Source organism: Streptomyces sp. NPDC033216 (assembly GCF_055577115.1).
In genome coordinates, this window is the sequence record NZ_JBVIQK010000004.1 from 300,966 (window position 1) to 314,167 (window position 13,202).

12 protein-coding genes and 1 pseudogene are annotated in these 13,202 nt (G+C 72.8%); 9 read left to right on the forward strand and 4 right to left on the reverse strand.

The window, feature by feature from the left end; all coding sequences use genetic code 11:
* Window positions 1–6 precede the first annotated feature (6 nt).
* Window positions 7–651, forward strand: a complete 645-nt coding sequence (locus ACZ5Y0_RS10845; protein WP_469128297.1) for a DUF305 domain-containing protein — start codon at window positions 7–9, stop codon at window positions 649–651.
* 367 nt (window positions 652–1,018) lie between these two features.
* Window positions 1,019–2,359 carry an FAD-dependent oxidoreductase gene (locus ACZ5Y0_RS10850; RefSeq protein WP_469128298.1) on the forward strand — a complete coding sequence of 447 codons (1,341 nt, stop codon included), beginning with the start codon at window positions 1,019–1,021 and terminating at the stop codon, window positions 2,357–2,359.
* A 464-nt stretch (window positions 2,360–2,823) separates the two neighbouring features.
* On the opposite strand, the gene ACZ5Y0_RS10855 is transcribed toward ACZ5Y0_RS10850, so the two are convergent.
* Window positions 2,824–3,198 carry an ArsR/SmtB family transcription factor gene (locus ACZ5Y0_RS10855; protein WP_469128299.1) on the reverse strand — a complete coding sequence of 125 codons (375 nt, stop codon included), beginning with the start codon at window positions 3,196–3,198 and terminating at the stop codon, window positions 2,824–2,826.
* Between the two features lie 120 nt (window positions 3,199–3,318).
* Here ACZ5Y0_RS10855 and ACZ5Y0_RS10860 point away from each other — a divergent pair, with 120 nt between their 5' ends.
* Window positions 3,319–4,398 (forward strand): NADH:flavin oxidoreductase/NADH oxidase, encoded by a 1,080-nt coding sequence (locus ACZ5Y0_RS10860; RefSeq protein ID WP_469128300.1) that lies wholly within the window; start codon window positions 3,319–3,321, stop codon window positions 4,396–4,398.
* A gap of 161 nt (window positions 4,399–4,559) precedes the next feature.
* Here the strand turns inward: ACZ5Y0_RS10860 and ACZ5Y0_RS10865 are convergent, their stop codons facing one another.
* The gene (locus ACZ5Y0_RS10865) at window positions 4,560–5,870 is read right to left on the reverse strand and encodes an extracellular catalytic domain type 1 short-chain-length polyhydroxyalkanoate depolymerase (RefSeq protein ID WP_469128478.1); all 1,311 of its coding nucleotides are present in this window, start codon (window positions 5,868–5,870) and stop codon (window positions 4,560–4,562) included.
* A gap of 228 nt (window positions 5,871–6,098) precedes the next feature.
* Between ACZ5Y0_RS10865 and ACZ5Y0_RS10870 the strand changes: the two genes are divergently transcribed.
* Together ACZ5Y0_RS10870 and ACZ5Y0_RS10875 are read left to right on the forward strand one after the other, a co-directional pair.
* Window positions 6,099–6,341 (forward strand): hypothetical protein, encoded by a 243-nt coding sequence (locus tag ACZ5Y0_RS10870; protein ID WP_469128301.1) that lies wholly within the window; start codon window positions 6,099–6,101, stop codon window positions 6,339–6,341.
* Window positions 6,342–7,009: 668 nt separating this feature from the next.
* Window positions 7,010–7,816 (forward strand): pectate lyase, encoded by an 807-nt coding sequence (locus tag ACZ5Y0_RS10875; protein ID WP_469128302.1) that lies wholly within the window; start codon window positions 7,010–7,012, stop codon window positions 7,814–7,816.
* Window positions 7,817–7,888: 72 nt separating this feature from the next.
* Here the strand turns inward: ACZ5Y0_RS10875 and ACZ5Y0_RS10880 are convergent, their stop codons facing one another.
* Window positions 7,889–8,638, reverse strand: a complete 750-nt coding sequence (locus ACZ5Y0_RS10880; protein WP_469128479.1) for a PaaX family transcriptional regulator C-terminal domain-containing protein — start codon at window positions 8,636–8,638, stop codon at window positions 7,889–7,891.
* A gap of 169 nt (window positions 8,639–8,807) precedes the next feature.
* Between ACZ5Y0_RS10880 and ACZ5Y0_RS10885 the strand changes: the two are divergent.
* Window positions 8,808–9,335: pseudogene (locus ACZ5Y0_RS10885) on the forward strand (acyl-CoA dehydrogenase family protein); the annotation flags it as partial.
* A gap of 148 nt (window positions 9,336–9,483) precedes the next feature.
* On the opposite strand, the gene ACZ5Y0_RS10890 reads toward ACZ5Y0_RS10885, so the two are convergent.
* A complete protein-coding gene (locus tag ACZ5Y0_RS10890) occupies window positions 9,484–10,056 on the reverse strand; it encodes an Rv1733c family protein (protein ID WP_469128303.1) in 573 nt (190 codons plus the stop codon).
* 278 nt (window positions 10,057–10,334) lie between these two features.
* Between ACZ5Y0_RS10890 and ACZ5Y0_RS10895 the strand changes: the two genes are divergently transcribed.
* From ACZ5Y0_RS10895 to ACZ5Y0_RS10905, 3 genes are all read left to right on the forward strand, one after another.
* Window positions 10,335–11,420 carry a WD40/YVTN/BNR-like repeat-containing protein gene (locus tag ACZ5Y0_RS10895; protein WP_469128304.1) on the forward strand — a complete coding sequence of 362 codons (1,086 nt, stop codon included), beginning with the start codon at window positions 10,335–10,337 and terminating at the stop codon, window positions 11,418–11,420.
* A gap of 73 nt (window positions 11,421–11,493) precedes the next feature.
* Window positions 11,494–12,171, forward strand: a complete 678-nt coding sequence (locus tag ACZ5Y0_RS10900) for a uracil-DNA glycosylase (RefSeq protein WP_469128305.1) — start codon at window positions 11,494–11,496, stop codon at window positions 12,169–12,171.
* Window positions 12,168–13,175, forward strand: a complete 1,008-nt coding sequence (locus ACZ5Y0_RS10905; RefSeq protein ID WP_469128306.1) for an N-acetylglucosamine kinase — start codon at window positions 12,168–12,170, stop codon at window positions 13,173–13,175. Before ACZ5Y0_RS10900 ends, ACZ5Y0_RS10905 begins: the two co-directional genes overlap by 4 nt.
* The last annotated feature ends 27 nt before the right edge of the window (window positions 13,176–13,202 follow it).

The window sequence follows — 13,202 nt, forward strand, 5'->3', positions numbered from 1 at the left end:
GTCGTTGTGCTCGTCCGCCGCGCGCCCCTTGTCGTCGCCGTGCTCTTCGCCCTGGTCCTGACGGGCTGCGACGCCGGAACGGACAGCGAGTCGGGCGCTGCCGCGGGACCGTCGGTGATCGCGCCGGGGAAGCCGGGGGAGGCCAACCGCACACTCTCCGCCCAGGACGCGGCCGAACAACGCGTCGACGACGACACCCCCAACTCCGCGGACATCGACTTCGCCCGGATGATGGTCGAACACCACCGCCAGGCCCTGGAGATGACCGCACTCGCCCCGAAACAGGCCGAGTCGGCGAGGGTCAAGGCGCTCGCGTCCCGGATCGCCGCCGCCCAGGGTCCGGAGATCGAGGCCATGGAGAGCTGGCTGACGACCTACGACGAGGACGGCACCGGCGGGACGGACGGCGGGCACGAGCACGCGGCGATGCCGGGAATGGCCACCGAGGCACAGTTGAAAAAGCTGCGGGCGGCGAGCGGCAAGGCCTTCGACCAGTTGTTCCTGACCCTGATGATCACCCATCACGAGGGGGCCATCACCATGGCCGCGGACGTCAAGGCGCAGGGGAACAACGTCCGGATCGAGGAGATGGCCGACGACGTCGTCGCGGAGCAGACGACGGAGATCACGCGGATGCGCGCGATGCTCTGACGGGCCTCGCGGGCTCTGCCTGCCTCGTGAGCCTCAGAGACCTCGCGGGCCTCGCCAACCTCCCGGGCCCTGGCTGCCTCGCGGGCCTCACGAAGGCTGTTCACCCCCGGCAGGCTTCGCCGTCCGGGCGGACGACCGTCAGCACCTCGACGCACGCCTCGCCGGGGAACGCCGATCGTACGGTGTCCAAAACGTCGGATTCCCCCTCCCCCGCGCCTGCCGGGCGGGCCCGTCCGCGTGATCACTTTGTCCGCGAACGGAAACATACGCCCCGTTCGGGCGCGGCACCCTGTCGGCGGAGCCGCCACGGTGCCATGCTGGAAGCACCAGCGCTCCCCTGCGTCCCCGTGGGGTAAGGAGTTCGGCCGTGCTGCGTGTCGCCGTCGTCGGCTCCGGGCCGAGTGGGGTCTACACGGCCCAGGGCCTCGTCCAGCAGAACCCCGAGGTGCTCGTCGACGTCCTCGACCGGCTGCCCTGCCCGTACGGACTGGTGCGGTACGGCGTCGCCCCCGACCACGAGAAGATCAAATCGCTCCAGCAGAACCTGCGTACGGTCCTGGAGCACGAGCGGGTGCGTTTCCTCGGCGGGGTGCCGGTGGGGACGGACGGGGTGCCCGTGGCGCGGCTGCGGGAGCTGTACCACGCGGTGGTGTACTGCGTGGGCGCGGCGGCGGACCGGCGACTGGGGGTCCCCGGCGAGGAGCTGCCGGGGAGCTTCTCGGCGACGGAGTTCGTGGCCTGGTACAGCGCCCATCCGGATGCCGAGACCGACGGATTCCTGTCCGGCGCCCGCTCCGCCGTGGTGGTCGGCCTCGGCAATGTCGCCGTGGACGTCACCCGCATCCTGGCCCGTGACACGGCCGAGCTGAGTCCGACCGACATGCCGCAGGGGGCGCTCACCGCGCTGGCGGCGAGCGAGGTGCGCGACATCCACATGGTGGGTCGACGCGGCCCCTCCCAGGCCCGGTTCACCACCAAGGAGCTGCGGGAGCTGGGTGCCCTGCCCGACACGGAGGTACTGGTGGACGAGGCCGAGCTGGCGCTCGACCCGGCGTGCGCCGACCTGTCCGCGCTGCCGGCGGCCCAGCGCCGCAACGTCGAGGTGCTGCGCGCCTGGGCGGCCGCGCGGCCACGGGGACTACGGCGCCGCATCCACCTCCGATTCTTCCTGCGGCCCGGCGAACTGCTCGCGGGGCAGGAGGGCCGGGTGGGTGCCGTGCGCTTCGAGCGGACCGCGCCGGACGCGGGCGGCGGGGTGACGGGCACCGGCCGGTTCGAGGACATCGAGGCCCAGTTGGTGCTGCGGTCGGTGGGCTATCGCGGAGTGCCGCTGGAAGGGCTGCCGTTCGACGCGGAGCGGGGTACGGTGCCACAGCTCGCCGGACGGGTGCTGCGCGGCGGCGTTCCCGTGCCGGGCGAGTACGTGGCGGGCTGGATCAAGCGCGGTCCGACCGGTGTCATCGGCACCAACCGGCCGTGCGCGAAGGAGACGGTGATCTCCCTGCTCTCGGACGCCCCCGCGCTCGCCCGCCGGGAACTGCCGGGTGACCCCCTTGCCCTGCTCCGGGAGGCCGGGGTCGAGCCGGTCGCGTGGGCGGGCTGGCTGGCGATCGAGCGGGCCGAGGCGGCGCTGGGCGCCTCGCTGGGGCGGGGCGTGGTGAAGCTCCCCGACTGGGCCGCGCTGCGGTCCGCGGTGGGCTCCGCCTAGATCGTCGCACGGGACACGCGGCGGAGACGTGCCCGACATCGACAAACGGCTCAAGGCTCGTACGGTCTCACGCCGCCCGGATCTCCCTCACCCGCCACCCTCTCCCGGCCGCTCTCTCCGGCCGCCCCTCTCCCGCCGCTCCGGAGCCCCCGTGATCAGGACGGCTCCCGTCCGTCCCGCGACGGGATGACCCGCACGGCAGTGGGCCGCCCTCCGCCCCAGCATGCGCTCACGGCACACCGGCCGGCTGCCGAGGTTCCCGTCCCCGGCGTACGCGCAGCGTCGGCCTGGTGGGCAGACCGGGGCGCGCAACCGCTGGGTAGTCGCCACGGCCGGCGGCCCACCCTCGTTCTGTCGACCTGCTGCCCAAGCCGGGTGCGGTGGTGGCCGCGGTTCTCGCGGCGCGGGCCTGGTGAGGTTCGGGCGGTCGCGGCTGGCGGGCCGAGGAGCCGACCGAGGCCGGCTCAGGGCGCCCGGAGCACGGTTTCACTGTCGCCGAGCCGGAGCGCCTCGCGGCCGGCGGCGTCGACGACGGCGTCGAGAAGCCCCGGGAAGAGGTCGTCCAGGTCGTCCTTGCGCAGACCGTTCATCTTGGCCGTGCCCCGGTAGACCTGCCGGACGACGCCGGCCTCGCGCAGCACCCGGAAGTGGTGAGTGGTGGTCGACTTGGTGACCGGCAGGTCGAAGTGCGAACAGGAGAGCTCCTCGCCGGCAGCGCCCAGTTCCCGCACGATCCGCAGGCGCACCTGGTCGGAGAGCGCGTGCAGCACGGCCTCCAGCCGGATCTCCGCGCGCGCCGGATGCGGAAGATCGCGACTGCTCGCGGCGGGGGCGGTCACGGCGGCTCCACTTCGTCGGGAACTCCCCATTGTACGAGACCTCTCGTAGTTTGACACCTCACGTACTACGATGCCTATCGTACGAGTCGACCACCGGCCCCGTGATGAATGGAGTCCGCCGTGAGCGCGCTCTTCCAGCCCTACTCCCTGCGTGACGTGACGATTCCCAACCGGGTGTGGATGCCCCCCATGTGCCAGTACTCGGCCGCCCCCGAGGGCCCGCTGGCCGGCGCCCCCACCGACTGGCACTTCGCGCACTACGCGGCCCGTGCGACGGGGGGAACCGGCCTGATCATCGTCGAGGCCACCGCCGTCTCCCCGGAGGGCCGGATCTCGCCATACGACCTCGGCATCTGGAACGACACCCAGGTCGAGGCGTTCCGCCGGATCACCCGCTTCCTCGTCGAGCAGGGCACCGTTCCCGCGGTCCAGCTCGCCCACGCCGGCCGAAAGGCCTCGACCGACCGGCCCTGGACGGGCGGGGCGCCGGTGGGTCCGCAGGCGCACGGATGGCAGCCGGTGGCGCCGAGCCCCGTCCCCTTCGCCACGGACCACCCCGTGCCGACCGAGCTGACGAAGGCTCAGATCGCCGACATCGTCCGTGACTTCGCGGACGCGGCCCGGCGTGCCCTCGCGGCCGGCTTCGAGATCGCCGAGATCCACGGCGCCCACGGCTATCTGATCGGCAACTTCCTCTCCCCGCACTCCAACCACCGCACCGACGAGTACGGCGGGTCCTACGAGAACCGCACCCGGTTCGCCCTGGCCGTCGTCGACGCCGTACGCGCCGTGTGGCCGGCCGACAAGCCGCTGTTCTTCCGCATCTCCGCGACCGACTGGCTGGAGGAGGACGGCTGGACACCGGACGAGACGGTCCGCTTCGCCCGTGAGCTGCACGCACACGGCGTGGACCTGCTGGACGTGTCCAGCGGCGGCAACGCCTCGGGCGTGCGCATCCCGGTCGGCCCCGGCTACCAGGTCCCGTTCGCCGCGCGGGTGAAGGCCGAGACGCCGATGCCGGTCGCCGCGGTGGGTCTCATCACCGACGTGGAACAGGCCGAGAAGATCCTCGCCAACGGCGAGGCCGACGCGGTGCTGCTCGGCCGCGAGCTGCTGCGCAACCCGTCCTGGGCACGTCATGCGGCGCGGGAGACCGGCGCCGAGGTGCGGGTGCCGGACCAGTACCACCGTTCGGTGTGAGCCTTCCGGCCCCTCGGTTTCGGGCAGCGCGGTGTCATCGGGCGCACGCCGGTGGACACCCCCGGCTGCCCGGATGGTGCGGAGCGACCGGCCAGCGTCACACCGTGACGTGACCGGCTCGCTCCCCGCCCCCGGGGTCTCCGCGCCGCCCGGCGGCGACGTCAGCCCTCCGCGCACTCCGTGCCGTTGAGCGTGAAGGAGGAAGGCGCCCGGCTGTCGCCCGTGTGGCTCGCCTGGTACCCGAGGGTGACGTCCGCGTTCGGCGCGATCGTGCCGTTGTACGACGTGTTCGTGGCGGTCACCGCCCCGGAGGCCGGGGTGTAGACGGCGCCCCAGCCGTGGGTGACGGTCTGCCCGGCGGGCAGGGCGAAACCGAGCCGCCAGCCGTTCACCGCGGCGGTGCCGGTGTTGGTGAGCGTCACCGAGACGGTCAGGCCGGTGTTCCACGCGCTGGTGGACACGGTCACCTTGCAGGCGCCCGAGGGCTGGGGACCCGGTCCGGGGTCACCGCCGGCGTCCAGTCCGAAGAACGTGAGCACGCGAGCGGCCATGCCCCACGCGTAGAGGTTGTGTCCGACGCCCCGGAGGCTGATGGCCTCCACCGGTGCCCGGTCGCCGGTGCCGCCGTAGCGGGTGCGGGTCCAGCCGGTCTGGAGCGAGTCGGTGGCGGCCGGGGTCTGGCCGGTCCCCCGCACGTCGGTCCACTGCTTGATCTCCTCGCCGAAGTTGGGGTACCGCAGCACGTCGTCCTCGGTACCGTGCCACAGCTGCATGCGCGGCCGGGGCCCGGTGTAGCCGGGGTACGCGCCTCGCACGAGGTCGCCCCACTGCCGCGGGGTGCGGATCACCGTCCCGCCGGAGCAGGCACTGTTCCACTCGGAGCCGTCGGTGGTGGCGAAGCAGCCGAACGGGACCCCGGAGAACGCGGCGCCCGCCGCGAACACGTCGGGATAGTCGCCGAGCAGGACGTTGGTCATCATCGCCCCGGAGGAGATACCGGTGACGAACACGCGCGACCGGTCCGCCGAGTACGCGGCGCTCACCCAGTCGATCATCGACTTGACGCCGACGGGATCGCTGCCGCCGTCGCGCCGGAGCGCCTGCGGCGAGGACACGTCGAAGCACTTGCTGCTGCGGGTGACGGACGGATACACGATGACGAAGCCGTACCGGTCGGCGAGTTGGGCGTACTCGGTGCCGGAGTGCATGGCCGGGCCGGATCCGCCGCACCAGTGCACGGCGACGAGGATCGCCGGGTGCGCGGTCACGCCGGCCGGCGCGTACACGTACATCTGGAGGTTGCTCGGGTTGGCGCCGAAGCCGGTGACCTCGGTGAGGGTGGCGGGCGGGACCGCCGTCGGCGTGGGCCGAGGCAGAGCGGAGGCGGTGGGGACGGCGAGGAGGGCGCCGGTGAGCAGGAGCACCAGCACCGCGAGTACCGAACGCGGCGCTCTCCTGGCGGAGTCGGGGATGATCACGCTGGTCCCTTCTGTCGGCGGCTCGTCGTGCACGGAAGGAGGGTTCGGCAGGAGCAGTTCCTCCGGGTCACCAGGGCCGGCCGCCGGAGCGGTCGGGAGTACTCGCCGCTCGCCGCGGGGCCTCCATACCTGGTGGAGGAAGCGCGGTCGGCGTGGGTCGACCCCGAGGGTCTCGCTCAGCCGGCCCGGTAGCGGACGGTCCGGAAGGAGAGCCGTCCGCCCGTGACCTTGTTGTCGGCCACGACCCGCGGCTCACCGGTGAAGAAGCACTTCGCGGCACTCCGACCGTCCGGCTTCGAGGGGGCGTCGGTGGTCGAGCGGGACGGCGGACCGGGCTGGTGGGCCTTCCCCTTCTGCCGCGGCGCGCAGCGGGACACCTGGGGCGCGGCCGCGTACCTGGTGCCGGTGTCCGGGTCGGTGCGAGCGGTGTCCGCCGCGCCGGGGCCGTCCGCGACCGGTCGGTGACGCCGGTGCGGGCGAGACGCCACCGCCCGGTGGTGTCGGCCTTCCCTCGGTGGACGTGCCGGCGGTTCTCGTGGCGGAAGGCCGTCGGGTACTCGACCGAGACGATCGGGTGGGCGGCGTCCGGCTCGGGGCTGATCAGGGGGCCGGTGGAGGTCCGGGTGAAGGAGCCGTAACGGCCGGCACGGCCAGGTTCGGGTGGTTTCGCGGGCGCGTGGCCGGCGGTCGTGGGGCCCGGTGGCAGGACCGGGCCGGTTTCGAGGGCGGTCAGCGGCGGGACCGGGGCGCGGGAGAACGTACGCGTGCGCGGAGTCGGCATCGACTCGCCTCTCTCTCCGAAACGGATGGGAAGCGTCCGAACGGCATAGTGGCATGCACATGCTCTACATGGAAGCGCTCCCACGCCTCTGGCCGGGAAGCCCTTTCCGGTCGGCTCTCGTGGCTGGATGTGTTCTGCGCAAAGCGTTGACTAGAAAGCGCTTGCCCCCTACCTTCCGTTCAGAAGTGTGGACGAGCCGCTCACCACTCTCCATGAAGTCCGCACTGTGCAGGAAAAGCCGTTCAACATCACATCCAAGGTTCACATACACGATCTGGTCTCGTCTCGGCGACGCCCGACGCGACCAGCGGAGAGCTTCGACCATCCCCCACCTGGAAGAAGGCATCGGGACATGACTTCCCCAGCACCCACGCGCCCCCGCGGGCGCGCATTGACCGGCTCACTGGCCGCCGTAGGCCTCGCGGTCGGCATGATCGTGACCAGCGGGGCGTTCACTCCGGCGAGCGCGGCCACCTGGCCCACCGCGAACGGCAGCCAGGGCGTCTCCGCCACCATCCCGATCTCCGGCACCAAGGACTACGGGATGAAGCGCCTGTACGGCACGGGCGACCTGGGAAGCGGCAGCCAGGACGAGGACCAGGGCCCGATCCTGGAGCTGGCCGCCGGCGCGGTCCTCAAGAACGTCATCATCGGCGCGCCCGCCGCCGACGGCATCCACTGCAAGGGCAGCTGCACGCTCCAGAACGTCTGGTGGGAGGACGTCGGCGAGGACGCGGCGACCTTCCGCGGCTCCTCGTCGTCCAACGTCTACAACGTCGTCGGCGGCGGGGCGAAGGAAGCCGGCGACAAGGTGTTCCAGTTCAACGGCGCCGGGACGCTGAACGTCTCCAACTTCGCCGTGAAGAACTTCGGCACGTTCATCCGCTCGTGCGGCAACTGCTCCACCCAGTACAAGCGGACGATCAACCTCAACACCATCGAGGCGACCTACAAGGGCAGCAGGCTCGTCGGCATCAACACCAACTACGGCGACAGCGCGACCCTGCGGGGCATCACGATCGTCGGGGACACCAGCAAGAAGATCATCCCCTGCCAGAAGTACATCGGCAACGACGACGGTGACGAACCGACGACGAACGGCTCGGGCCCCGACGGCACGTACTGCAAGTACTCCGGCTCGGACATCACCTACAAGTAGTCCTAGCGACCCGGACCGGCGATCCCCCCACGGACGGCCGGAGGATAGCGCCCCGCGCGCTTCCCCCGGCCGTCACGCGTGTTCGCGCGAGCGGGCCGTCACCTCCCGCTGGAAGTCGGCGTAGGCGGCGCGCAGCGCGGCGCCGGGCCAGTCCGGAGGCAGCAGTTCGGGGGGGAGGACGGGGTCGGCGAGGAGATGGCGCACTACTGCCGCGAAGGCGGTGAAGCGGGCGGCGGGGCGGTCGACCCGCGCGAGGTGCTCCAGCAGGGCCCGGCCCTCGGCGGCCCACTCCTCCGACGGCCAGAGCACGGCCGCGAGTTCTTCGGCGGAGGTGTCCGGACGGGCGGTGAAGTACATGGTGACGGCCTCCAGTTCGGCCAGCCAGGGGCGGATCAGGTTCGCGGGACGCAGCCAGACTCCCTCGCGCAGCTCGGCCAGGCGCAGTCGCGTCAACTCGGACCGCAGTTCGGCGCGTTCGGCGGGGCCGCGGCCGGTCGCCGTCACCACGGCCATCTCCCAGTCGCCGCCCCAGGGCCGGGTCGTCGGATGGACGGCCTCGTCCTGCCGGCGCCGGCGTTCCAGCAGGCGGTCGCTGAGGCCGTACACGGGACCGGCGCGCCGCAGGTCGCCCGCCGCCACCATCCGGCTGAGCGCGGCCCGCAGGGTGGAGCCACCGACACCGAAGGGTTCCGCCAGCCGGAGGAGATTCTTCACCGGCAGTTCGGGGGGATGGGCGCCCAGCAGCAGGCTCAGCACCACCGACCGGGCCGACAGCGGCGGCAGCTCCACCTCTCCGGGCCCGGACGTCACGTTCCTGTGCATGAGGACGTACTGTACGTCCGCCATCGATGTTGCACTATTGATGCGACCGAAGGGAAGATGCAACACTGGGTCATGAGCCTCATGGACCCTGACCCCGTGGCCCCTCCCCCACCACGCACGACGTCACCAACCAGCCCCCGGCCCTGTCCCCGTACGACGCCTCCGACGACGTGGCCCTGCTGGAGGGGCTGCGGCGCGAGCACGCCGGATGGGCCGAGGCGGACGTCCGCCGGCTCGGACGGCTGGCCGGCGGAACCGAGGCGGCAACGGCTATGTGGAGGAGTCGGGCATGCCCCGGCACTACCGCGAGGCACCCCTGCTGTCGATCTGGGAGGGCTCGGGCAACGTCAACGCCCTCGACGTCCTGCGGGCGTTGACCCGCGAACCCGCCACCGCGGAGGCCTTCTTCGCCGAACTCACCCTGGCGCACGGGGCGGACGCCCGGCTGGACTCGGCCGTCGCCCGGCTCAGGTCCGGACTGGGCGACGTCACGCCGGCCGGGGCACGCCGGCTCGTGGAGCGGATGGCCCTCACCCTCCAGGCCTCCCTCCTGGTCCGGTACGCCCCGCCCGCCGTCGCCGACACGTTCTGCGCGACCCGGCTCGGCGGGGACTGGGGGCACTCCTTCGGCACCTTGCCCGACGGGGCCGACCTCGACGGGATCCTGGGGCGGGCCCTTCCTCCGACCGGCGGGTGAACCGGCCCCCAGCGGTTTGCGGGGAGGCGCGTCGGTCAGACCCTGTCACGCAAGTGGTCGACGCGCCTCCACGTGAGTCACAGCTTGCTGGGCGAGGCGAAGGCCGCGGCCGGGGAACCCGCTCCTCGCGCCGGACGGGCCCGCCCGCTCAGCCCGTCGGCCGTTCCCGGACCGCGTCGAACAGGGCCCATTCCTCAGCCCAGCTGTCGAGCCGCCGGCGTTCCAGCCGACCACGCAGGTACCGGCCGCCGGCGCACGGCAAAAACGCCACGGTCACACCCGCCAGGCCACCGACGAGCGAGGCCCGCACCCTGGCCTGGGCGGCGGTGGCCGGCTCCGTGACCAGGCGGCCCCGGCGGTCCGTCCACACCGTCACCGGGGTGCCGGCGGCGCTGCCCGGCACCACCCTGACCTGAGCGGTGTGTGCGGAACCGTCGGGCCCGGTCCAGCCGACCTTGGCCCAGACCCGCTCGCCGGTACGCGCGCCGGCCTTTCCCGGTGCCCGCTCGGTCAGCCGTCCGTCGACCGGCCGCCACTCGACGCGCTCACGGGCCAGACTCTGCTCGACGGACCGGGCGGCCGCCCAGCCGGCCAGCACCCCGCACACCACGGTCGACGCCCAGGCACCGAGCACCACCCAGGCCTCCACCGTGTAGGAGCGTCGTTTGAGCGGATTGCGCCGCCAGCGCCACAGCCACACCCTCGGACCACGGAACGCCATCGCAGGCTTCCTCCTCATGAGCGCGTGAACATCCCGGTCGCCCTCCCCTACGGGGCCGGCGGTCCGGATGCTCAGGACGAGTCCTCCGTCCCGACGGTCCCACGGACGCGCAGGGCGCGCGGCTCTCCCGCCGAAGGTGGCCGACACCTTGCGGTCCCAGGCCGTCGTCGCCGCTGTGATCTGCGGCGATGCCGATTCCAGGGGTGCCTGTCAGTGGCTGGGTGCAGACTGGCCGGTGGTTGGGACAAAGACGTCACAGCACACCGGAGGTGACCGGCATGACCGAGGTACTGCTCGCCGTGGGCACGCGCAAAGGCCTTTTCATCGGGCGCGGGCGCGGGGGCACATGGGCGTTCGACGAATCCCCCTACTTCAACGCACAGGCGATCTACTCGGTCGCGATCGACACCCGTGGCGGCCGCACGCGGCTCCTCGCCGGTGGGGACAGCGCCCACTGGGGCCCGTCGGTGTTCCACTCCGACGACCTCGGCCGGACCTGGACCGAACCGGCGACGCCGGCCGTCAGGTTTCCCCAGGACACCGAGGCTTCGCTGGAGCGGGTGTGGCAGCTGCACCCGGCGGCCGGCGAGCAGGACGTGGTGTACGCGGGCACGGAACCGGCCGCGCTGTACCGCTCCGAGGACCGCGGGGAGAGCTTCGAACTGGTCCGCCCGCTGTGGGAGCACCCGACGCGCTCGCAGTGGGTGCCGGGCGGCGGCGGCGAGGGCCTGCACACCGTCCTCACCGACCGGCGGGATCCGCGCGCGGTGACGGTGGCCGTGTCGACGGCCGGCGTGTTCCGGACCACCGACGGCGGCGCGAGCTGGACACCCTCCAACTCCGGTGTCTCCGCCGTGTTCCTGCCGGATCCGAACCCGGAGTTCGGGCAGTGCGTGCACAAGGTCGCCCGGGACGCGGCCGACCCGGACCGGCTGTATCTGCAGAACCACTGGGGGGTGTACCGCAGCGACGACGCGGGCGGCCACTGGACGGACATCGGCGCCGGTCTGCCGTCCACCTTCGGCTTCGCCGCCGCCGCGCACCCCCGTCGCGGGGACACCGCCTACGTCTTCCCGATCAACGCCGACGCGGACCGCGTGCCCGCCGACCACCGCTGCCGGGTCTACCGCACGGCGGACGCGGGCAACAGCTGGGAGCCCTTGACGGCCGGTCTGCCGCAGGAGGACCACTACGGCACCGTGCTGCGCGACGCGCTCTGCACGGACGACGCGGATCCGGCGGGCGTGTACTTCGGCAATCGCAACGGCGAGGTGTTCGCCTCGGCCGACGACGGCGACAGCTGGCGGCAGTTGGCCTCCCATCTGCCGGACGTGCTCTGTGTGAGGGCCGCGGTGGTCGGATGAGTCCGACGGGGGGAGCATGGGGTCCTGGCCACTGGTTGATCACCGCCGCCCGTACGGCAGTAGGGTGACGCCCGTGGCACCACGACCCTTGCATGAGATCGTCGAACCGGGCTGGGCGAAGGCCCTGGAACCGGTGGCCGGACGGATCGCCGGAATGGGCGACTTCCTGCGCGCGGAGATCGCCGCGGGACGCACCTACCTCCCCGCCGGCCCCCATGTCCTGCGGGCCTTCCAGCAGCCCTTCGACGACGTCCGCGTCCTGATCGTCGGGCAGGACCCGTACCCGACGCCGGGTCACGCGGTGGGCCTGTCCTTCTCGGTCGCGCCCGACGTACGGCCGCTGCCCGGCAGTCTGATCAACATCTACCGGGAGCTGAACACCGACCTGGGGCTGCCGCAGCCTTCCAGCGGCGACCTGACTCCGTGGACGCGGCAGGGGGTGCTGCTGCTCAACAGGGCGCTCACCACGGCCCCGCGCAAACCCGCCGCACACCGCGGCAAGGGCTGGGAGGAGGTCACCGAGCAGGCGATACGGGCGCTGGCCGCACGGGGCAAGCCCCTGGTGTCCATTCTGTGGGGCCGTGACGCGCGCAACCTGCGTCCGCTGCTCGGCGACCTGCCCTCGGTGGAGTCGGCGCACCCCTCTCCCATGTCGGCGGACCGGGGCTTCTTCGGCTCGCGGCCGTTCAGCCGCGCCAACGACCTGCTGATGCGGCAGGGCGGTCAACCCGTGGACTGGCGCCTGCCGTGACCTCCCGCTCGGCTCCGGAGCCCTCCCCCGGCGTCCTCGCCGTGGACTCGGGCGGCTCCGGACTGCGGGTGGCCCTCGGCAGAACCGGCGGCGGCGCACCGGCCGTACGGTCGTCGCGGATCCCCGTGCGGACCGGCGCCCGAGGTATCGACCCCGAGCATCTGATGACACAACTGGTGCCCATGGTGCGGTCGTTGGCGGCCGAGACCGGGGTGTCCCGGCCGGTCACCGCGGTGGTCGGCGCCGCGGGTCTCGCCACTCTCGGCGGTGCGCTGCGCTCCGAGTTGCCGCAGGCGCTGGCGCGGGAGTTCGGGGTCGGCACGACCGCCCTGGCCGCCGACGCCGTCACCGCCTACGCCGGTGCCCTCGGGACCGGGCCGGGTGCCGTGGTGGCCGCCGGGACCGGACTGATCGCGGTCGGCACCGACCTGACGGCCTGGCACCGGGCCGACGGGTGGGGCCATCTGCTGGGTGACTGCGGCGGCGGCGCGTGGATCGGACGGGCCGGCCTGGAGGCCGCGTCGCGTGCCCATGACGGCCGGCCCGGCGGTTCGGCCGCCCTGCTGGCCTGCGCCGAGGAACAGTTCGGGCCGATGCCCGCTCTGCCCGGCCTGCTCTACCCTCGCCCGGACCGCCCGGCCTTCCTCGCCTCCTTCGCGCCGCGCGTGGCCGCCTGCGCACCGGCCGACCCGGTCGCCGCGGGCATCCTGCGCACGGCGGCCCGGCACATGGCCGACTCGGCCGCCGCGGTCTGCCCACGCGACACGGAACTCGGCCCCCGCCTCGCCGTCACCGGCGGTCTCGTGAAGCTGGGCGACGCTCTCCTCGTACCACTGGCGGAGGAGCTGGCGCGGCGGCTGCCGTACGCGCGGCGGGTGGCGGCCGCCGGGGACCCGCTGGACGGCGCCGTCCGCATCGCCACCGCTCTGGCGGCCGGCACGTTCGGACTGCCGGCCGACGAGACGATGCTCCACGTCACCGGCCCGGTGGACGGCACGTCATGACGGAAAGGGGGATTGACCCCTTCGAGG